At 59.6% G+C, this 21,290-nt stretch carries 18 protein-coding genes; 5 read left to right on the top strand and 13 right to left on the bottom strand.

Going from position 1 to position 21,290, the window contains the following annotated elements:
- Positions 1-62 precede the first annotated feature (62 nt).
- The 3 genes from U5805_RS13745 to U5805_RS13755 form a co-directional block, all read right to left on the bottom strand.
- Positions 63-1,853 (bottom strand): UvrD-helicase domain-containing protein, encoded by a 1,791-nt coding sequence (locus U5805_RS13745; protein WP_322104149.1) that lies wholly within the window; start codon positions 1,851-1,853, stop codon positions 63-65.
- Between the two features lie 83 nt (positions 1,854-1,936).
- On the bottom strand, positions 1,937-4,273 hold the full coding sequence (locus U5805_RS13750) for an ATP-dependent nuclease (RefSeq protein WP_322104025.1): 2,337 nt from the start codon (positions 4,271-4,273) through the stop codon (positions 1,937-1,939).
- A gap of 628 nt (positions 4,274-4,901) precedes the next feature.
- Positions 4,902-6,269 carry an ATP-binding protein gene (locus U5805_RS13755; RefSeq protein WP_322104026.1) on the bottom strand — a complete coding sequence of 456 codons (1,368 nt, stop codon included), beginning with the start codon at positions 6,267-6,269 and terminating at the stop codon, positions 4,902-4,904.
- A gap of 265 nt (positions 6,270-6,534) precedes the next feature.
- Here U5805_RS13755 and U5805_RS13760 point away from each other — a divergent pair, with 265 nt between their 5' ends.
- The 3 genes from U5805_RS13760 to U5805_RS13770 all read left to right on the top strand — a co-directional run bounded on the left by U5805_RS13760 (position 6,535) and on the right by U5805_RS13770 (position 8,429).
- Positions 6,535-7,596: a hypothetical protein gene (locus U5805_RS13760; protein ID WP_322104027.1), complete on the top strand. Its 1,062-nt coding sequence runs from the start codon at positions 6,535-6,537 to the stop codon at positions 7,594-7,596.
- Between the two features lie 161 nt (positions 7,597-7,757).
- Positions 7,758-8,054 carry a hypothetical protein gene (locus tag U5805_RS13765; RefSeq protein WP_322104028.1) on the top strand — a complete coding sequence of 99 codons (297 nt, stop codon included), beginning with the start codon at positions 7,758-7,760 and terminating at the stop codon, positions 8,052-8,054.
- A gap of 123 nt (positions 8,055-8,177) precedes the next feature.
- Positions 8,178-8,429: a hypothetical protein gene (locus U5805_RS13770; RefSeq protein ID WP_322104029.1), complete on the top strand. Its 252-nt coding sequence runs from the start codon at positions 8,178-8,180 to the stop codon at positions 8,427-8,429.
- 15 nt (positions 8,430-8,444) lie between these two features.
- Here U5805_RS13770 and U5805_RS13775 read toward each other — a convergent pair whose 3' ends face one another.
- From U5805_RS13775 to U5805_RS13810, 8 genes are all read right to left on the bottom strand, one after another.
- On the bottom strand, positions 8,445-8,993 hold the full coding sequence (locus tag U5805_RS13775; RefSeq protein WP_322104030.1) for a hypothetical protein: 549 nt from the start codon (positions 8,991-8,993) through the stop codon (positions 8,445-8,447).
- 186 nt (positions 8,994-9,179) lie between these two features.
- Entirely contained in the window at positions 9,180-9,410 is a 231-nt protein-coding gene (locus tag U5805_RS13780; protein ID WP_322104031.1) for a hypothetical protein, read from the bottom strand.
- 529 nt (positions 9,411-9,939) lie between these two features.
- Positions 9,940-10,551: a hypothetical protein gene (locus U5805_RS13785; RefSeq protein WP_322104032.1), complete on the bottom strand. Its 612-nt coding sequence runs from the start codon at positions 10,549-10,551 to the stop codon at positions 9,940-9,942.
- Positions 10,552-10,689: 138 nt separating this feature from the next.
- Entirely contained in the window at positions 10,690-11,355 is a 666-nt protein-coding gene (locus tag U5805_RS13790) for a hypothetical protein (protein WP_322104033.1), read from the bottom strand.
- Between the two features lie 174 nt (positions 11,356-11,529).
- Positions 11,530-11,871 (bottom strand): super-infection exclusion protein B, encoded by a 342-nt coding sequence (locus tag U5805_RS13795; protein ID WP_322104034.1) that lies wholly within the window; start codon positions 11,869-11,871, stop codon positions 11,530-11,532.
- Between the two features lie 909 nt (positions 11,872-12,780).
- A complete protein-coding gene (locus tag U5805_RS13800; protein WP_322104035.1) occupies positions 12,781-13,278 on the bottom strand; it encodes a hypothetical protein in 498 nt (165 codons plus the stop codon).
- Positions 13,279-13,524: 246 nt separating this feature from the next.
- Positions 13,525-14,331, bottom strand: coding sequence for a DUF6602 domain-containing protein (locus U5805_RS13805; RefSeq protein WP_322104036.1), 807 nt, complete (start codon positions 14,329-14,331; stop codon positions 13,525-13,527).
- A gap of 236 nt (positions 14,332-14,567) precedes the next feature.
- Complete coding sequence (locus tag U5805_RS13810; protein WP_322104037.1) at positions 14,568-15,545, bottom strand: hypothetical protein; 978 nt, start codon at positions 15,543-15,545, stop codon at positions 14,568-14,570.
- A gap of 1,101 nt (positions 15,546-16,646) precedes the next feature.
- On the opposite strand from U5805_RS13810, the gene U5805_RS13815 reads away from it, so the two are divergent.
- Positions 16,647-17,480 carry a DUF932 domain-containing protein gene (locus U5805_RS13815; protein ID WP_322104038.1) on the top strand — a complete coding sequence of 278 codons (834 nt, stop codon included), beginning with the start codon at positions 16,647-16,649 and terminating at the stop codon, positions 17,478-17,480.
- A 124-nt stretch (positions 17,481-17,604) separates the two neighbouring features.
- On the top strand, positions 17,605-19,830 hold the full coding sequence (locus tag U5805_RS13820) for a ParB/Srx family N-terminal domain-containing protein (RefSeq protein ID WP_322104039.1): 2,226 nt from the start codon (positions 17,605-17,607) through the stop codon (positions 19,828-19,830).
- Here U5805_RS13820 and U5805_RS13825 read toward each other — a convergent pair.
- Both U5805_RS13825 and U5805_RS13830 read right to left on the bottom strand, forming a co-directional pair.
- Positions 19,825-20,595: a hypothetical protein gene (locus U5805_RS13825; RefSeq protein ID WP_322104040.1), complete on the bottom strand. Its 771-nt coding sequence runs from the start codon at positions 20,593-20,595 to the stop codon at positions 19,825-19,827. The genes U5805_RS13820 and U5805_RS13825 overlap by 6 nt on opposite strands.
- Positions 20,588-21,280 carry a protein mobD gene (locus U5805_RS13830; RefSeq protein WP_322104041.1) on the bottom strand — a complete coding sequence of 231 codons (693 nt, stop codon included), beginning with the start codon at positions 21,278-21,280 and terminating at the stop codon, positions 20,588-20,590. Before U5805_RS13830 ends, U5805_RS13825 begins: the two co-directional genes overlap by 8 nt.
- Between the last annotated feature and the right edge of the window lie 10 nt (positions 21,281-21,290).

Here is a 21,290-nt window from a genome sequence, read left to right on the forward strand (position 1 = left end):
TCTGTACTTCAGCGAAGACGCACACCAAGTCCGCGGAATGATTGCTTTTTCGATCGACGACCTCAGTCTAAATGCTGCACGCCCCAAATAGCGGTCTCCGGGAATAGATTCTGTTCAACGATCGCGGCGCGGGCCACCGCGACATCGGGAACGAAAACCACGACTGCCAAGTCCTTCACCGCACGCGAGCAGCACACATAAAAGAGACGACGCGTTCGATCAAGTACGGACTCCTCGCCCACGGCTATTTTGGCTTCGTCGGTCTCCGAGAGCGGGACATACCCAAAATACTTTCCATAGGAATATTGCCGGAAGGCAGCTTCCTCATCATCAATCACGACCAGAACGCGTTCAAACTGCGCACCTTTGACACCATGGTGAGTCGCGAACGGCGATTCCTCAGTGAAGTAGCGCCGGTAAGCCCAGAGTTCCTCTATACCGCACGCTAGGTACGCCTGAACGTTCTCGAATCCGCTGCTGCCGTCGTCTACCGGCTCGGCAACCAGATGGACGCCAAACCGGTCATCAAGACGAAGCAGCTCGCTATCGCGCACATGTGTAAAGACGTCTCGAACGGTCGCCTGCGATCCTTCTGCCAATAGCGCAACGAGCCCATCGAGAGCCTGTTGCAACGCGCTGAGAACAGTTGCCGTCGCCTGTCCTCGAAGCCGGTCGGCCTCAAGCTTTGGGCTTTCGCTGCGCAAGATCGACATCACAGTGAACTGGTCCCCGGCTCGCGCCGCGACGACAAGCGGGAGTATGTGCTGAGCAACCGGTCGGAGCGGCCAGGCTGTGCCATCGTTCACCCCCTCACTCAAGCTCATTGGGGCTCTGTCATTGAGCGCCGCGTACAGATTGGGAAAACCTAGCCGGGTAGCGGCCATGCGGTGCACCAGCACGAGCAAGCGTACATCACCTTCCCGCACATCACTCAGCCACAGGTCGTCCCCAGTCTCGACCGCCAACCACTGCCTAACAGCGATGAGGCGCGCACTCCGCTCCCCGTCCGCCGGTAGGAGAAACAGATTTGAGGAGCCGGCGACGGGCCGTTGGATGCCATCAACGGTCACAGTCCGACCACGCACCTGCTCTAAGCCGTCGCCAGCGGCGCGAATCGCATTGATGACACGAAGTACCGATGTCGGGCAACGGAAGTTCTCGGGTTTTGTGACAACCGCCCAGTCGTCGTTCAACGGGACAGCACCTGCTCCGCTCATATAGATCTTTTGCATAGGGTCTCCGAAGAAACCCACGCAGAGATCGAGATGCTCCCCCGCGATTTGCCGTAGAGCCTCCACCACTTCCGGATTGGTGTCTTGGCTTTCATCGACGAAGATGTAGGGAAAGCGCTTAGCCAAAAGTAGCCGCAGCAGCGGATGTAAAGTGACACAGGCCGGGGTGAGCTTAAGGATATCGTCGTGGCCGAGAATGCCCTCCGCGTAGCTGCTGCCATTGCCGTAGACGAACTTTTCGACGCCACCAATCGCACGCAGATCGGCCTCGAGATCAGCGATCTCCTGTGCGAGACGCGCCTTCGTTCTCTCCTGCGTCCGGGGCCTGCCGTAGTGTTCGCGTCTCTCGGCGATCTTCTCCTCGATGCGGGTGGCGACCCAGGCCGCGATATCGGTATGGAATGGCCGAATGACCGACCACAAGAAACTGTGGATCGTCGAGATGTGGAACAGCGGCGAGACGCCGACGTCGGCCGAAATCTCACCGACAGCGACCTCGGTATATGTGATGCAGGCGATTTGCTGCCCCGCGCGACGCAAAGCAGGGCCGCACGTCTCGGCCAAATGCGCAATAGCCTTTATCAGCGAGGTCGTCTTCCCCGACCCCGCACCGGCGACCATGACGAACGAACGCGGCGGCGTCTGATCGAGGCACGCCCGAACATCTAGATCGGCTTGCGTGTCGGGGCTACCAATCCGGCTCGTCACGGCGCCACCTCATCGCCAGCGGCATCCGCCTCGGGCTCACGCCCACCTCCCTGCGGCTGCTCCTCGTCGTCGTTATCGTCCAGCAACGGCGGCGCGATCTCTGTCTCGAGCCAACGCAGACCCTCGGCGATATAGGTCGGGACTGACCAGTTGATCGGATCCTCGGCAAGCAAGGCAAGCGCAAAGTCGGTCTTGCTGAAGCTCTTTGCCTGCACACGCTTGTGGATACGTTCGGCAAGCGTATTAAGATCATTCTCCCCGGCCTTAGCGATGCGGAGCTGAAGCGGCTTCCGGTCCTTGTGCTGGCACCATTTCAGATTTTCGAGCGCGAATGCTTCCTCCAACGTACGCCCGGCGAGCGCCAAGGTCTCATCGCCCCAAGTGACATCGGTCCGGCACTGATAGGCAACCCGTACTAAGGCGTCATTTTCGTTAGCCCGTGCCTGGGTCTTTTGCTCGGCCGTCGCCGCCCACAGGGCCGCCACTGACTCACATTTTGGTAGCCATTGGAGCAAGGTCTGATTGGACGTCGCCGCGCCTGGGTGACCGGCGATGCACGCCTTGCCAGGCCTGCCCGCCGCCTCCGGCGCATCCTCATCCTCGTCGTCCGGGTCCTCCGCGTCAGCGTCGAGAGCCGGCGTATTTTCAGTGGCCGGCTCCCCTTCTTCCGGTTGAGCGTGGGCAGCGTCCTCGCCGTCTTGCGCCAGCGGGCCGAACACGCTGTCAAGATCGGTAATGATGAGCGTCGTCAGACCGAGAAACTCGATCAACGTCTTGAATCGGTAGCCGAACGCGCCACCGATCTCGAGGACGGTGAGATAGGTCGACTGCAGTCTCGGCGCGGCATTGGCGATCATCTGTGGCAATAGCAGCCGTTCAACATTGCCTTCCACCAGCACAGCGCCGTCGGCGAAAAAGAGATCGCAGTGCGCAAGCTTCAAATAGCGCTCAAGAAAGCTCCGAATGTCGGGGTCGGTGCTGTCGTAGAAAACCGATAGGTTAAGCACATCGGACGTGGGCACGTTCTGTAGACGGCTCCGACGAAAATAGCGGATCGGCCGGAACCCTCGTTCGTAAAGAATGTGAGTCGAGTGGGTCGTGACAACGACTTGGCTAGTGTTGTGCGTGCGATCCTCGTTCTTCAGTGCGAGGATGTCCATCACTTTGCGGATGAAGGCCTGTTGAAGCTGGGCGTGAAGATGCGCCTCCGGCTCCTCAATGAAAATCAGGTGCACCGGTGGGCGGTTGTCCTCGATCGCCAGCCATTGAGCGTGGAGGTCCAGCAGCTCGACGACCATGAAGATGAGGTTCTTGAATCCGAGGCCGTTATAGTGGTCGGGTAAAGTGGGCGGATCAGGATTCCCATCGTCGGCCCCCAGCGCATAGTGGACGATCGCGCCGTCCCGACCGTTCATGATCTTGGCCGGGTCGAGCGCCGAGCGGATCACCATCCGCGGGTTTGAGAGACCCGGATAACCGAGCTCCGACAAGCTCTTGAGCGTCGGTTCGAACACCCTTTCAAGATGCTCATTGAGCGAGACTTCGGATGCCGCCAAGGCACGCAACGCCTCGAAATCTTCGCCTTTCTGTTCGAGGTTGCGCCCATAGAAGCGACTGAGCACGTGGGAAAGATCCTCTGCACGCGAACCACCGGGGCTGTCAGAGAGATGGCGCTGCGCATTCAAGAAGTCAATACGAAGAAGACCGTTCAAGATCTCGCGCCCGCTGCGGTCGCGACCGTTGAGAGAGGCCGGGTGATAGCCAACTTCTGCGACCATGCTAGCGTCGAACCGTGCGGGATCCAGTACGAAATGGCGTAGCTCATATTCGTCGTTCAGCCTGTCGCGGAGGAACTCCCGCAGATTGCGTGGCGAGGTCTCAAAGACGGGCGCTCCATCTTCATTCTTTGCGACCGCATCGAGCGCGCGCTGACGCACTTCGGCATAGCGGGTCCGCGTCTCCGCGGGGTTTCTGGGCACGTAGGCCACACGCATCCCCACCAGCGTGCTTTCCCAAGCCAGACTGGGCAAAAGATCGATGACGCGATGAACATCATCGGGACCAATTTCGAGCCAGATGTCGATTTCCATCTTGGGCAGCGATGCGTCGCCTTCATCGCCACCCTCACCGAACGCGACGATTTCTGCCCAAAGCTCCGCGCTGAAGTCGTGAATGTTGAAGCGGCCGACTCCTGTAAACAGCTGGAGCGCGTGACCAACCGATGTCTTGCCGCTGTTGTTCGCACCGACAAAAATCGAGATATCGGACGCAAGGTCGATTACGACGTTGCGTAGCCGCCTGAAATTTCGGACGACCAGCTTCTTCAAATGCATCCTCATCCCTCGGTTATCAGATTACTCGCTGGCCCAAAAGGACAGCTTTCTCAAGCAGCTATTTCTAGTTAGGACGGAACCCGCCTCGGGTGAAGTCATTGGCCACGTATCGGACGAGTGCCCGCTCACGAAACTCTTCTCGGGCTGACTCAACAACCGCGAGAGCTAAGTTAACGACATAGCGCTTGTGACCGAGATGAAGACCAACGACGATGCTCGGATTGATCTCCGTGGGGAACGCGTTCGTTGCAGCGACGAGGCCTCTGGTCGAATCAACCGAAGCTTCGAATGCATCCGTTACGTGATCTAGTTGTACCGACCGTCCTGTCATATCCCGTTCCGCCCCTGACACCGCCGACGAGGCAAGTGGAAAAAATGATAGATGATCCGTGACATGACCGCGAAGAAATGCTCGCTTTGTTCTCGATTCATGCGTACCGCATAATTCGCCTGATCCTTCGACACCGAGTGGCTTGGTCAGCCCCTGTGTCGGACAATCGAAATCAAAGCGCAGCCGTGGACTTGGCACATAAGCCCAGCCGCGATGATGCGGCACGACACAACTGAGTGACAGGGAACCGACAGCGCGGCGGCGAACATCCCCCAAAGCCGAAGGATGCCCCGTCGGTCAGGAGTTGGAGTCATCCCATTCGGCGACCTCTTTCCCCGTGCGCACGCCACGCGGGATGCTTGGGCCGCGATAGCCGCTGCGTGCGTTGCCAACGTGCATCGCCTGCCTGGGCCCAGGTCGCTCACCGCTCAGCGCAATGCCGTTCGCTTCGGCCTGCATGCGGACATAGCCGCGCAGCATCTTCTCGGTATACGTGTAGAGGCCTTGGCGCCCTTCCGGCTGGGTCAGCACCGCGCCGTACGCAGGCCCCTTCAACTTGCGAAGTTGCGACGCAAACCGGCTGCGGTCCAGCGCCTGGCGTCCGTCAGCACGCTTCCCGATTACAACCTGGTAGGACTGGAAAATCCCGTCCAGCGATCGGATCAGATCCTCGTGGTCGGCCGTCGCCCAGACGAGATCCTCCATTTCCGGATGGTGAACGACAGCCTTTTCATAGGGACGCTTCAACTCACCGGCGGTCGAGAGAATCGCTTCCCCGAGCCCGTGGAGAAAGAGGTCTGAATCGATCTGTGAGACCTCATTGTCGGACGCAAAGGCGCTCCACAAGATCTTTTCTGTGATGAGGTGAACGTAGTACGGGAAGCCGTCACTCACCATGGCAATACGCCAGTTGACGTCGTTGTCGAGTTCGATCTCGAACGCGTCGGCAGCGGCCTGAACGATCTCGCGGCGAGCGTCCCAGCCCAAGCGCGGCAATTCGACCTGCTCCAACTGGCGGTACGAAGACTGATGCGCGCCAAGCAGCTCATCGAGGGACTTGCCGATCCCGGTGAAGATGAACTTGATGTTGACGGACCGATCGCCCATCTGTTTGAGCAACGCGGCAAATTTGTTACGCTCGCCGGCATCCAGGATCGCGTCGAACTCGTCGATCACGACCGCCGTGTTTCCGTCGCGCTTCTCGGCGACCTCTTCCAGCAGGGCGACCGCATCACCAATTGATCGGATCCGGTCGGCAATGTCCACCGCACTGGTCTCCGTACCGGCAGACATCTTCACCCTGGCCATGTCGATGGACGCCGAGCGGGTCGTTTTGACGCTCTCCGTTCGAGGTTGCCGAAGCGCCTGGGTCACGATGTTGGCGATCACGGTACTGAACGTGTCGTCGGGCGATCCCGACACGAACACGGGCGAGGCGCTGGCGCTCTGGTATTGAACCGCGGCCGTCTGCCCGAGCGAACTCTTGCCCACGCCTCGGTCGCCGTAGACGAAGACATGCCGGCCCGGGGCAAACAAGCTCTGCTTGATCGTTTCGAGCTCCTTGTCGCGCCCCTTCAGGTATTCGATGCTGTGGATCGGTCGCGACGCCGACAACACGGCGCCCAGCTTCGTTCCAAACTCGTCTTCGGTGTAGCCTCGGATCACCGCGCCTCCGTTTCTCAACCAGGCAGCCCCCGCCCATCGGTTGCGCCTATGGCGTCCGATTATGGCACTTCGCCAAGACGCCATCCAACGGACCAACGTGGCCGGCGTTCCTGTTATAGTGTGCCCAGGCTGTCGTCGCCTGCCGCACGCGCCCTTTGGGGCATGACGAAGACGATGTCTCACCGCACCTACCCCATTCCATAGTCCTTGTTTTCGATGGGCGGTCCGCAAAGCGTGCACCGGATTTGCCGCCCAGGAGAAAGCAATGGATACGCAGCAGTTGAAGCTGCTGGCCGGGCTCGTCCGCGGCCTTTTGCAGCCCACGCACCCCTCCCTTGGTCATGGCCAGGCGCTCGATCTGATCGCAGCGCTGCCCGGGCTTCGTAACTGGCCCGAGGTGATGGCGTTCCCCGAGCGCGTCGCCGCGGCCGAGCTGGACACCTCCTCGACCGGCCGCCTGGCGTTCCGCCTGAAGAAGCGCTTCGCGGTCGACATGTCGCCGCAGGAGTTGCTCGTCGCCCTGTCGCCGCCCGGCGCGGTCGTCGCGCGCAGTGCCCCACAGATCTGGCCGATGGGTCCCGTGCCCGGCGTCTACGTAACGACCTCCTCGGACGCGATCGGCGCCCTGCTGGAAGCGTACGAGGACGCCACCGACGGCGCGCTGGTCTACGCCGAAAGCGCCGGCAACGGTTGGCCCGGAAGCATCGACCTGGGCGACTACGGGTTGTGGTCGTCTGGCCTCGATCGGGTGCCAAGTGGCACGCTGCTGGTCGTCGGGCCGCTCAAGCTCGACCAGCAGTCGTGGAACGACGCGGGCGAGCGCCTCGAAATGGCCTGCAACCATGCCCTGAACTCCGGCCATCGCATCGCGGTTCTTCTGAACACCCCGACGCCGGACACCATCAACGAGGACGTCCAGTTGATCGTGACGTCACGCCCCAACCATACGGACCACGACACCGCGCTGATCGGCGTCGTCACCGACGATGGAGAACTGAAATCGGTCACGCCGTTCGCCCGGCCATGGCCACGCATCGAGCTGGTGCCCACCGTGGCCACGACGGACGTGTTCCCGGCCTCGGTGGTCGGTCCGCTGCGCGACGCCTTGGCGGGCAAGACGAGCGGCCTTGTGCTGTTCGGCTCGGGGGCCATCGAGGACCACGCCGCGATACACATGGTGGCGGCGTCGCTCGCGCTGACCGAGCACGCGGGCCCTGCTGTCCGTGTCATGCCCCGGCACCGCTCCACCCCATCGAAGGACTGGGACGTGCCGGAAGCCATCCGGGCGTTACCTTACCTTCCGTCGATCGAAAGCGCCTACGCCTAGGGGGTATCGTCGGATCGTCTACACGCCGAGCTACACCCATTCGGACCGGCTGCTCGAGGCCAGCAAGGACGCGTTGCTTATCAGCGGGGCTTACGGAAGCGATCTCTCGCAGGTGTTCATGGCCTCCGCGCTACGGTAACGCCAAGGAGCAGGAAAGCCTGTTGAGCCGCATCATCGCCATCGCGGCCACAGTCGACATCCTGACGAGCGGCGGCACCGCCTCAGTCACCGATCTTTACATCGCCAATGGGCACGACGTCGGGGCGCTCAAACGGTCCAAGGAAGTCGACGAGTTTCTGACAGCCCACCGCCTAGTGCGCTGGGAGGACGATCTGGCCCGCTTGCTCGATGCCGGGAAGGTCACACATGAGGCCGTTAAGGAAGCATTCCCGCGCAGCCATGGGATCGAGACTTTCCTGATGAAGCACCCGTCCACCCGCGGGGGCCAAGCGGCCTAAGCCGTACGAGGCGCCGGCTTTGCGACCGGCGCCTCTTCGTTATGAGCGGAGAAACGCAATTGATAGCGCCTGATTTCTGAATCGCCGCTTGGATATCATCCTTCTTCAACGGATCGACTAGCCATGCAATTCGAACATACAGGATTCTTCGATCTGATAGCCGACGCGCTGTTTCACTATCGCCAGGCTTCCGCCTGTCGCGACGCTAAAGATCTCCACGCCTCCTATCGAGCCAATCGGCACGCGCGGACATCGATCTTGGCCAGTATTTTTAGCGTCGAATGCGCGGCAACGCCTGCCGAATCAATTTACGCATACGCCGTCGTCACGCGTCACGAGACAGTGTTGCGAAGCGCCGATACATCGATACTTTAAAATCCATTCTCGCCCCTAGAACTCTTCAGTCCAAGATGTCCCGTCAGCTTTAGTGATTGTGATCTTCAAATGCTCTGTTGGCCTGATCACAACTTCATCGTGAAAGCCGATACGTATCTTGTCCAGAAACTGGAGCTGGAATTCCTCAGGAGTGCTTTCCGGCGAAAGTCGAACATGCACGACATTGTTCGCTTCTGCGACCTTCTTGGCGCCGGCTTGAAGGTCATGCGGGCTTACCGTAATCGCGCCAGCCGCACCAATGTCGATGATGCGATAAGCAATCGCCGCCACATCTTCCTGTGCCAGCTTAGAAGTAGTATACCGGCGGCACTCTACGATCAAGAAAGCATCCGTCCCTTCCACCATTCCCTTCGCGTCGATCTCCCAGCTTGTACCCGTGAAATTGCCGGGCATGTCCTGCTTCCCTTCGACCGAGCGCAGGCCAAAATCTTCCGCAAAGCGGTTCAGCAGAATCCGCGCGACCTCTTCGTACCGCGTTGACGTAATAGACACGATTGTGAAATTCCTTGCATCGATTTTTTCATTGCGGGAGTAAGCGATCAATCACCTACGACGCGCCGGAATGCTTTGCCAGTAGCGTCGCAGGAATACCATTCTTCCAGCATGCAACAAGAACGTCCCGGTATTCGTCGGTAAGACGTACGACGAATTTATCCAGGCATGAAGGCGTGTTCAGCAGGTTACCGCGAATCAAGTCACGCTAGCAATCTAGCGCAAACCTTTCCCAGATTAATCAGGGATTTCGAAGTCCCTGTCGTTTTCGCAGTAGCGGTGCCATGCCGCCTGCGCGTCGCAATGCAAGCGCACCATCTTGTCCCGGAACTCTGCTGCTTCATAAGAGGTCGGCACATACCCATGCGAGATCTGATCATGCCACTTGCCAGCTAGCGCCAAAGTCTCCTCGAGAATTTGCCTATACGGGATCAAGGAGCTCGGAATACCGTTTCCCATATTTGCCATCTTATGCACCGTGTACAGCGCAGTAGCCTCCCGCCTCGCGCTGCGCTATCCATTTGCGCGGCTCCAGCCATGTCGCTCCGACAATGAGGTTCCGACACTGCTTCCCTTGCCGTGTCCGTGCAGAGCAATAGACTGAACCCTGTGATTCGTACCACTCGATGTAATCCGGCTTGGTTAGCCCCAACAGATCAGCGAACAGCGCTTGCTTGTCCGTCGTAAGACGATACGCTTGCTCTGGTGTCAAGGCCATCGCCGAACTGCCACCCAGCGACGGGACCCCCACGACAAATTGGCAACCAGCGTCTTGTGCAATTTTCAGTGCCGCGATGAGGTCAGATTTATCCATTTTTTCCGATCGGTTTTTCCGTGAAGTTGCGAGCGAGTTCCGTTGTGGCGGCGTCGGTCTTACCCATGACCGCGAACACTATGAGCGCGGATTTTGAGATCTGGACAGCAACACGCGCATTTATCGAACGCGCCCTCTCCGTTGACCTGCAGCTCCGCCTCTACCTTACATGGTCCATGACCGTCAGGCATCTGGAACCTCCCATCCGCGGCGTCGAGCGAACTCATCATATAGCTCGCGGATGAGACTAACGGCTTGCGATATTGCAAGTGACGATGGGGGAGGAGCTCCCGGGGAAGCCGCATGCCGAGCGTCAAGGCCCGTATCGGAATGATTCGCTGTATGCGCAAACAACCTAAGACGATCATCGAAATGCTTGGCTTTGACGAGTTCCCTATCGCTTGCCCTAACAAGCTCGAAGATTTTATAGAGGCCCGAGAAGGTCAATGCATCCGGCTGCCCCCAACGGTTCATGAACTCCGTGTGTAGCCGCTGATCATTGTCCGAGACAGGCTGAAGAAACGTAATCGGCAGTGGCGGGCCAAATTGCAGGCCCGATAACGCAGTAAATAGAATTACGTCGGAGAGACATTTTGTTGCGACTCGTGAGCCATCACTAAAATACTCAACAAGACGCGCCCGCTCGATATATCCACCGACACCCAAGTTCGCGTTCAGCAGGCCGTTTATCTGCAACAGCAATTGCGTCGAATATTCCCGCGCCGTGTCACCGTCGACTGCTGGACTCAAAGCAATCATCGCAAGCTCATCTGTATTACCGATCGTGGTTCTCACCCAACGTTCATTCTGCCTCTCAAGCCGGTCAATTCGTGCCTTCGGGCCGACAATTTCCACCGCCCAACGAACTCGACCTCCGCCCTCGGGCCGGGAGCGATCGGCAAGCCTATCATTCAACATACTTTTGCCTCGTTCCTAGGTCCGTGCGACCACTCGTTCCAAGGATCGCAACGAATGGCGCCACATCTCTCTCGCCTCAACTACGGTCCGACCAGCCGAAGTCACCCGTATAAGCAGACCCCATGGCGCAAGGTTGCCGGATAAACCACGCAGGCGCTGCAGCCCAAGCTCCAGACTGGTCCACCATTGTTCACAGCCTTCCATTGCCGCAGCCAGTCTGGCCGCAAGCTCAAGGTGACAGCGAGGGTCGTCGTTCGTTGGCAAGTCCGAGAAAATAACGTCGATGTAGCACGAGACAGAAACGATTGTTTGTTGCTCGTGAATCGCCTCTTCCAGTAATTTTTCACATCCGACTGACTCAATCGACGTGTCATTGGCGTTAATTGTGATGAGAAAGTCTGCCAGCTCAGGATACCCTTGAATCTCGGGTATTGCCTCGATCGCCTCCCGATCGCCTTTAACTGGCCGATAGCCATGATTCCGGGTACCGTCTTCATGCTGGATGGCGTGATAAGGAATCGCTGGACCCCAGCTCTCCTCGATATAGATCGTTCGCGTGCCACGTGTTGCGAGGACGATGGCGGCGTCTGGCCGCGCCCCGCGGAGTGTCCGTGGGTCACACGTATCCAGCGCTGCCTTGAACAATTCGCGAGCCAGAGCGTCGTCTTGAGTGGTTTCCATTCAGTGCTCTTACATCAGAAGTTCGGGTTCAGCCGAAAGAATTTCGCGAGCCCATGGTTGCATGTTGAATGGAAACCCAAGGCCGTACGAAACGGATGATGCTCGATACAGAATCCCTTTCCCCTCCTGTCCTCGTACCGCTCCGTCATTCAGACTGTATGTCACAGACGCCGCTTAATCGCGAATATAGGGAAGCAAGATAGACTTCTCGTCCGGTGTTAGCGTAGTCAGCCACTTCCGTCTGACCTTCCGCATACGCATATCGCCTAACAACGATCCAATTAGATTAAAACTCCATGAAACTCCGTGAGCAACGAGATAGGCGCAGGATGCCAAAAACGCGAAGCCGATCCACATCCGGTACGTCCTGAGAAAGTCTTCGAGACCTGTCGCCACAACAAAATGTGCGGGTGCATACAAAAGAGTCCCGCTAGCGAGTGCGATCGCGAAAAGTGGCTTTACGGCGATCTTTCCTACCGCCGTTACACCCTCAGCAACATCTCCTATCATGCCCATGTTAGTGCTTTCCTATCTGCGGCCGACGGCAGTTCCTGACAGGTAGCTGTTGTCGATCCACTGCTTTCCGCAATCGAAGGCTCGCTCGTAGGCTTGCCATCGACAGGCCCGATTGCCGATATCCGGAAAAAACGAAAGAGGTTCACCTCAACACGCTCGGGAACTGCATCGGTTTGGGAAAGCCGCTGCTTCGCGAGCATGATAGGCGATGCGCTGATCTTCCAGTCTCCCCATCGCTAGAATCACCTCAAGTGGTTCACCACAACCGTCAAGTCGTAGTGTCGTTATCCCTTTTCTATGTGTTTCACAGGCGAGGTCGGATCTTTATAAACTCGCCTACACCTCATACCCGATGAACCCGAGATTCTGTTCAATGCTGTAGGCTTTAAGCACGTGATTGAGACGTCTGACAAATCCATGGCCTTCGCGCGTTACAGGACTGGACGAGGAATGCACCGTAGCGCCAGCGATCGAATTTCTGTCGAGGGTATCAACCCAACACCGGAACTTTTCGAGAACCTGCGCCGCCAACCACTCGGACATCGCGCCCCTCCTCTTGCTTGACGCACCACGTTCAAGTGGCAAAACGAACACATAGTCCACGTGAGCATACAGGCACTCAGGCGCATCTTCGTCACGTGAGCACGCAATCCATATGAATCCGATGGGCTGCGCATCCTGCTGGAGGATCTGATAGCACCTCGCGGGACTCTCCTGAGGTCCGAGATACTGTGCTCGTGTGAACCCGTCGGTTGCGAAGAAATGCGCAGTCCGTTTTCGTTCGCGTTGCCCTAGGGGGTCACTCAGACGAAGCGACCTGTAACGTTTCGACATGTCCACTGTTCCTTGATTACAAATCTCACGCTCACCAAGAGGCTCACTTTCTCATCCTGTCGCGAGTCCGGCCAATCAAAAGACGCCAAATCTGAAGGCATCCTCCACGTCGCCACGAAGCGCCATGCATCTTTTGATCACGACCAAGCCGGAAGAAACCAACCTTACATCCCTATCGCGGTCGTCGCTGCGCTCAGGCGACCAAATCTTGGCCCCATGAAAAAGGTTGTTTCGTACGCGCCGCACCATCAACAGAGTCTGCTGAGACCTAGGAAGGTTCGCGTCCGGTGCCGATTCTTGCCACCCGATGTGTCCATCCCTGATTACCTGTTTGCGCGGCGGTTGATTGAGCAGATAATCGACACACTCCCTAAAGGCTTCCGCCTTCACGCGCGAGAAGTGCCAAGCGATGGCGGTTCCGAACTTGTCCCAATCCGCTTCGACGGATTTCCTGCTGCCCTTTGCGAATCCGGAACACTTCAAGGCATACTCACTGCGAGCAAACGTGCCCAGAAACTCGTAGGTCAGTTGCTCCGGAAGCGGTACATCAGGGAAAATGGTCTCATTTCGCACTGTGTTGTCCTATCTCTTGTGTACTGCAAAGAAGTGAAGCAATTCCCCCCAACCCATAGCGATTGCAGCCGCGCTGCTAGACTGCCTCACCCGGCTCGCGATCGCACCCGCCAAGGGGCGCCTGGGTACTACATCAACTTTTCTTGGTCACAAGGTTATCGTGCGGTGTGCCAACGAATATACCGTCGCCATGTTCCGAACTACTCGTCACTCTTTTTCCGGCTCAAAGATTGGGGGCCAGTGCAACTAGACGATGTGTCCAAATATCTGCTCGGGAGGCAAGTAGTCCACCAATGCTGATGATCGATCCCCTGCTTGCATCAACCACGAATAGAACCACAGATACCACGCCATCAAAGAGTTTCCCCCTGCATCCCCGACCTGCAATGGCATCGGTAGCAGATTTTTTTCGAGGTCTGGTCCATGCTGCTGCTCCAACTGTCTTCGAAACAAGCTCGTGGGCTGCCCGATGGTCGATAACTCCAGATAGGAGCCGCCACGCACTACCACTCGATCGGGAACAATAACAAAATCAGGTTGTTCACTGCGAGGGACCTTTGCCAGTTCTTGCAGAAGATTTTGTTTAAGGGTCTCCGCCGTCGGGCAATCGAACGCCCAAATAACGAAGAGAGAGTCTGCGATGCGTTGACCGTACCCGGGGTTGAAGAAGCGCCTTTGGAGCGTTTTGAAACGGCGGCCCTTCGCGATAGAGTCTCGCAGTTCACTCGGTCCCAGAGAAGTCTTCACCTCGAAAAGAGCGAGGACCGACTCGACCGGCCACAGCTTGTTGACCGAGTTGCCATATAAGGGAGCATTGTTCAGAGCATCAACGACAACTAAGTCGGCCTGATTGGAAAAAGCACCGTTGTGAGAGATGACCATACCGGAGCAAACCTCGAAACGCCGCGGTAGATGGGCAGCCAAAAAATCTTTGACCAATTCCTCTCGATTCTCTCCGGCCGATAGCCTGTGTGTTGCAAAGTCACGACGGATCGCTGTGGACTTGGCTCTCATTTCGTTCGCAACATCGGCAAGGTAGTCAGGCAGAACCATTTTTGGTTTCCTATTCGGATCGCTACGCATCACGCCCACGCTTGATAGTCAGCACACTGACGGGTGCCACGTCATCGCGCCTTTTCGAACTGCTGTGGCCTGCAGTCCCAAGCCTAGAATTGGTCTCAATCCGTGGCTATGCCGCGCTCGTATGCGCCGCCTGCTTAGATGCCTGAACGAGGGCAACGTTCGGGCCCGGACTTCAGACTTGTCAGCAACGCGACGGCGTTCGGCTGCTACACGTCCGTCCGGATCACTTGGCGTCGGAATCTCGGTTCAAGCATCAACTTGTGCGTTACGAATGTGACGGCCTTGGACTGATTGCGCGAACCTTTGACCTGCTTTTCTACGCTGTCCTGCGCCCGCCAGATACCGAACATGACGATGTGGGCGCCGACCGGAAATTCCGAAAGCCAGTTCGCATCCTGATGGGCGACGCTTGCTTCGAACGTTTCGACGCGATCCGAAGCGCCGGTTTTCCGGAAAAGCGACTCACAGTTCAGAAAAGCATTCCTGTTTTTACTCCCAGCTGCCGGCAAATAGTGTGAGCGCACGGTCGCTGCCAGCGCGACCGGAAATGCGTTCGTGCCACCCTCCCTGACCAGCGCCCATGCTTCGTCGTACCGTTCACGTTCGAAGAAAAAGTCTTTCCACGCGATACGCCGCGTACCAAAACGCAGTATCAGTTCCGACGCCAGAAACGTATCCGCTTCGCATAATGCACGAAGGGCGACAAGGTCGGCCATCGTCCGCACGTAGCTCGACAGCCGCCTCTCCGACTGGACAACGTCGATTGTCGACTTCCCGCCCGACGTCCCGGCCCCGGTGCCGGGACGGACCGACGTCGTCCCGGAAAGCCCCTGGCCGCGCAGGCCATTGTGAAGTACGAGCAGCCTCAGCTCGCGCTTTCCGGTATCAAGTGCCTTCACGAAATCCGGATCGGACCCGCCGACGATAGCCGTCAATCTTCCGGGCGCGTCATAGCGGCATCCGGCAACATGTTCGGAATCACTGGTCAGGCCGATGTAGGCGGGCACATCGATTGGCTCGATGCGGTTTGAACGGTTCTGCTGATAGCGACGGACGAAACGCACCGCGCATCCGCACGGCGGATGATCGCAGACAAGATCCGGTATCTCGCGCTGCGCGTCGTGAAGCGCCTGCAACGCCTCGACTGTCCAAGCATTTCCCCGGCGGTCCAGTGCGGACCGCATCCTGATTCCCTTTCCCATCGTTTTAAATCTTTTACTGTCAGGAACATGCATGTTATCTCATCAAGATCCCATTGTGCACGCAGCAGCAATCTGAAATAGCCAACTGCTGGGAAGGCGCTGCGCGGTAAGCCGTAAAACTGCTCATCAACAGCGCGTCCGGGTAACCGCGCAGGACGCAAGCCAAACAAATCGCCTGGAAAAAAATGTGAAATCCATTGAAGTGACCGGACCGCACCCCGGATTGACGCAATTGAACAGCTTGTTTGTGGGAAACGGATCCGTGAGGCGTGTATTCCGTGCCGCGCTCATACGGCGCGCGTCGGATCGCGTCCGGACTTATGCATTTTGCATGAGAAGGCACCGCAGCGGTGGCGGTGGCGGTGGCGGTGGCGGTGGCGGTGGCGGTGGGGCGCGACGGACGCAACTCGGACGGTTCTCAAAGATGGACGGCCCCCGATGGGTCCAGACGGCTATTTCACTGACCTGTCACCCCTCGACTGATTGCATCCAGATTTCATCACTGACCCAGCCGGCCAGATGCCAGCAACGTATGGCGCGAGAGACGCGGTAACTGATGTTGACCGTTGCTCCGTTTCAGAACTGCGGCCTCGTCTGCGAGCAGTGCATCGCGACTCGCGTTTGCGCGTGTCATGCCACGCGTGTCGCTATCCGGCACCTCCCGCCGCTCGCGCGGCGTTACCGGGCTTTCGCGCTGCGCGCCGAACCGCGTCCCGCGTTTCGTCCCTCTCGGGCATCAATCCCTGGTGCACCAGTCAGACTCGATCATCCACTTTTCCAGTTGCCCCATACGGTCAACTCGAGGGGCAGCTTGCAGCCGACTCCCGGTTTCCGCCCTGACCCGCGACCGTAGCCGATAGTGGGCGGGCATCAAGGGGCGATGGACCGTGTTGCCCGCACCCCTCCCTCGCCCTTTTCCTTGACACCCGCCCACTATTGGCTCCTTGAGTCGCACGGGCGGGAACCCGGGAGCCAGGCGGCAGCAAAGCCAACCCCGAGTTCCACCGGGAGGTGTTCAGCCGCAACGGCAAGTCACATCCCTTCGCCCGATTCAGGTCCTCAACCTTGACTCTGGAGATTGCCATGCAACTCGCTTCTTCTTTCCGTTACGGCTCCCCGATGCTGCGCGCTGACTCGCCCCTGTCAGACGACCAGATTCGCCGCGTTGCCCCGTCAATCTTCGCGGACGGCAAGCACGAGAGCCGCTCCGAACGCTACACCTACATTCCGACCATTGACGTCCTGTGCGGTCTGCGCAATGAAGGTTTCCAGCCTTTCATGGTCTGTCAGACGCGCGTGCGGCACGACGACCGTCGCGACTACACGAAGCACATGCTTCGGCTTCGCCACGCCGATCAGATTACGGGCGAGGAAGCCAACGAAATCGTGCTGCTGAACTCGCACGACGGCACCAGCAGTTACCAAATGCTCGCGGGCATGCTGCGCTTCGTCTGCCAGAACGGCATGGTGGCGGGCGACAACGTCGCCGATATCCGCGTCCCGCACAAGGGCAACATCGTCCAGAACGTGATCAACGGTGCGTTCGACGTGCTCGACGGTTTCGACCTGATCCGCGAGCAGAAGGAAGGCATGCGTACCGTCACGCTCGACCGCGACGAACAGCACGCGTTCGCCCGCTCCGCACTGGCGCTGCGCTACGACCCGACCGACGCCGAGGCCCCGGCCCCGGTCACCGACAGCCAGTTGCTCTCCCCGCGCCGCTTCGAGGATCGCCGCGACGACCTCTGGACCGTCTTTAACCGCGTGCAGGAAAACCTCACCAAAGGCGGCCTGCATGGTCGCTCGCGCACGGGGCGCTCGATGTCCACCCGTCCCATCACCGGCATTGACCAGAACGTGAAGCTCAACCGCGCCCTCTGGATGCTCGCGGATGCAATGCGCCAGATGAAAGCGTAGCGACAACAGGGGCGAGAAATCCGCTTCCTCTCATTATCCATCAGGACTCCTCTCCGGGTCGAGTCCTGATGAAATCCGATAGTGCCCGGCCCGGAACTCTCTTTTCTACATTCTGGAGTCAGTCATGCAAGCCCAATCCGAAACCATGACGGTAGATACCGCCGAACCCGTGGCCGTGCTCGAATCCCACTTCGGTAACGAGCAGCCCATCGTGACCGTCCCGTATTCCACCCTGCGGCCTTCGCCACTTAATGCGCGCACGAAACCCCTGTCGGGCATTCCTGGCCTCGCTGCCAATATCCGGGCCAAGGGTCTGCTGCAAAACCTCGTCGTCCACGAGATAAAAGGATCGCGCGGCAGGCAACGCAAATATGGCGTGTGCGCCGGTCAGCGCCGCGAGGCCGCGCTCGACCTTCTGTTCGAACAGAAAGACATCGCCGCCGACTACCCAGTCCCCGTGCGAATCGTCAGCGAAGGCGAAGCCCTCGCCATTTCCCTGATCGAAAATACCGAGCGCGAAGGACTCGACCCGTTCGACGTGTTGCGCGCATACCGGATGCTGGCCGAGGAAGGGCGAAGCGTCGATTACATCGCCGCGCTCTTTTCCGCCTCGCCGCTCACGGTCAAACGGCGCATGAAGCTCGCCAATGTATCCCCAAAACTGTTGACCCTGTTGCGGGAGGACGCGATCACGCTCGACCAGCTTGCCGCACTCGCCCTCGCGGACAACCATGAAACGCAGGAACACATCTGGTTCGATGCGAACGAGTGGCAGCGCCAGCCCAACTATCTGCGGCAGGCCATCACGCGTGCCGAAATCGACGCGAGCCGCAGCCGTCTTGTGCGCTTTATCGGCCTCGACACCTACGAAGCAGCGGGAGGGTATGTACGTCGTGACCTCTTCAGTGACGACGGGAATGCGGGCTACATTGCCGATGCCAAACTGCTGCAGCGGCTCGTCGCGCAGAAGCTCGACGTAGCAGCAGAAGAAGTGCGCGCCGAGGGTTGGGGATGGACAGAAACCCGCGTCGAGCACGACGTGCTGGAGCTTAACCGCTACGGCAAGCTGCGCCCCATCCAACACCCCTTTACGGACGACGAGCAGCGCGAGATGGACGCACTCACCGCACAGCAGGACGACCTAGCCGGGAAGCTGGAGGCGCTCTCCGAGGACGATGAAAATGCCTATGAGGAAGCCGACCGCCTCGATGCCGAAATCGGACTGGTCAACGCTGAGATAGCCGCACTCGAAAGCCGCGCCCTGGTGTGGGATACAGAGCAGATGGCCAAGGCAGGCGCGTTTGTAATCATCGATCCGCAGGGAAAACTGCTCATCGAGCGCGGTCTCGTGCGGCGCGAGAACAGTGCGGCGCTGGACGCGGCAGGTGCAACGGTCACCGGCACGCCGCAGGCGGAAGCTGCGGACCCGGCAGACGGTCCTGTTCCGAAGCTCAGGCCGGTCCACAGCGCGAAACTCTGCCAGCGACTCACCGCGCACCGCACCGTCGCCATCCACGCCGAAATGGTCACGCAGCCCGCCGTCGCGCTCGCCGCCCTGTTGCGGCATCTCGTTCCGCAGGCGCTGCCTGAGCACTACGGTTACACGTCCGCGCCTGACTATCTGGCGTTATCCGGCGACAACAATCGCGACAGCCTGCTGCGCGCGGCGGACGACCTGCCCAGCTGCCCCGCATGGAACACCATCGAGGCACAGCGCGCCCGATGGGGCGCAGAGTTGCCTGCGAAACGCGCCGATCTGTTGCCGTGGCTCGCGAAACAGGATCCCGGAACGACGCTGCTCGACCTGCTTGCCTTCTGCACCGGCACCCTGCTCGATGGCATCGTGGGCGAGGAAAAGCCGCAGGCGATCAGCGCGCTCGCGGGCGCGCTGCACCTGGACATGACCCGGTACTGGACGCCGACCCGCACCACGTATTTCGATCATGTCAGCAAGGCGCGCATTGGGGAAGTCGTGTCCGCAGCCGTGTCGCCCAGGGTTGCCGCCGACCTCGGAAAGATGAAGAAGGCCGACGCCGCTGCCGCAGCCGAACTGCGGCTGGCGAAGGTCGCGTGGCTCCCGGAAATCCTCACCGATACGGAAATCCCGGTCACGCCGTCATGGGAAGCACGCGACGACGAGGACGGGAACCCCGGGGAGGACAAACACGGCCCGGATACTGGCAATGGTTCTGACGAGGCGCAGGACGACGACGAAGGTGCCGCCGAGCCCGGGACCAATCACGGTGGCATCAACAACACGGCTTGCGGTGTGGCCGTGGCTCCCGCCCCAGCCAGCACGCAGCCGCCGTGGCCCTTTCCGACCGCTGCCAACCTCGCGCACGCTTCATGATGCGCTCGCGTTCATGAAAGGCGGCATAAAGGAAGTATGACCGGTGCGGGCAGACGGCAAACCCTCTGCCCGCACCATATGACTACCGGAGTAGCGGCCCGCCACCGCACCCGCTGTCGCCGCGAGCAGAATCACGATCAGCGCCCCCACCACCAGTGCGCGGAACGCCTTCGTCATCCGTCGCGCGGCTATCTGCTCAACCTTCGCGGCGCGCGCCGCTGCCGCGCTCATTTCCCGTTCAAACAGAGCTACCGCTGCGTCGAGTTGCTGCCGGTGCTCGCGAGCCGCGACGGCTACCGCGCCCACTACCCGGTTTCCCGCGATGCGCGCTATCCGGTCAGCCGCGCGCCCCGCCTGCGCAACCAACGCCTGTTCATTCAGTGCCGCGAGCGTCGCGCGATACCTCGCCTCGTGTTCAACGGTCATCCGTTCCGCGAGTTCTATGGTCGCCTTGCAGCGCGCGAGCGCGTCGCGGTGCTGCGCCATCAACGCGTCCGTTGCCTCACGTGCCTCATCCCGCACTGCGTCCAGATTGCCCTTGCCTGCCTGCCGGATGCGCTCCGGCATCGCTTCGTAGAGCCGCGCATAGTATTCGAGCACCGCCAGCACCGACCACAGCGCATCGTTGTCGCGCAGATTCAGGGCCACCGACACCCGGCGCATGCGCAGCAGGCTCGCATCGTCCGGCTTCTCGCCGGTCACGTCGTAAAAGAGCCGGGCGAGCGGATCGACAGGACGTCCGCGCCGCGCCCGCCGTTCAGGCATTGCCCGTCACCCCGGTGAACATCGTGTCATAGAGGGCCCGCCAGCGCAGCAGTTCCGCGCGCTGCCCAATGGGCAGCGACTCTGCCGCCTTGCGCACCGACAGGCGCTGACTGCGCAGATCGTCCGCCACGCGATCCGCGAGTTCCGGAAAGTCGAGCGACTTGCCCTTCGCCTCGACACTCTTGCGGATTTTCGAGTCCTGATACAGCACGAACCTGTCCGGCGCGCCGTAGTGGCCATTGCGCACAACATGTGTAACCGCATCTGGAAACGTCTCCCCGAACTGGCGCAGCAGTTCCAGACTGTCGCGCTGCCGGTTGATCACCCAGAACACGATGAGCCGTCTGCCAAGCTCGCCCAGCGTGCTGGCCAGCGTCGCGCCGTAGCGGGCGACGCCATCCTGGTTGCGGGCTGCCGTGCTGACCACCACCACTGCGTCACGATGCTCGTCGCAGTAGTTCACGAAATTGATCCAGCCGTCCGCTTCGTCAAGATCAAACGCGGCACATTCAATCTCGCCCTGCACGGCCTTCATCACGTCAGGGTTTGACGTGTCGTTCTCTACCAGCACGGGCTTGACGCCGCGCCGCTGCAGATGATCGAGCAGCGCGAGCGCGACGAGGCTCTTGCCAACACCGCCCTTGCCGCCGCCCACGAGATAGATGGGATTGATTGCTGTATCCATCGCAACTCCT

This window comes from Paraburkholderia sp. J41, assembly GCF_905220235.1.
In the GTDB taxonomy this organism is placed as follows: Bacteria; Pseudomonadota; Gammaproteobacteria; order Burkholderiales; family Burkholderiaceae; genus Paraburkholderia.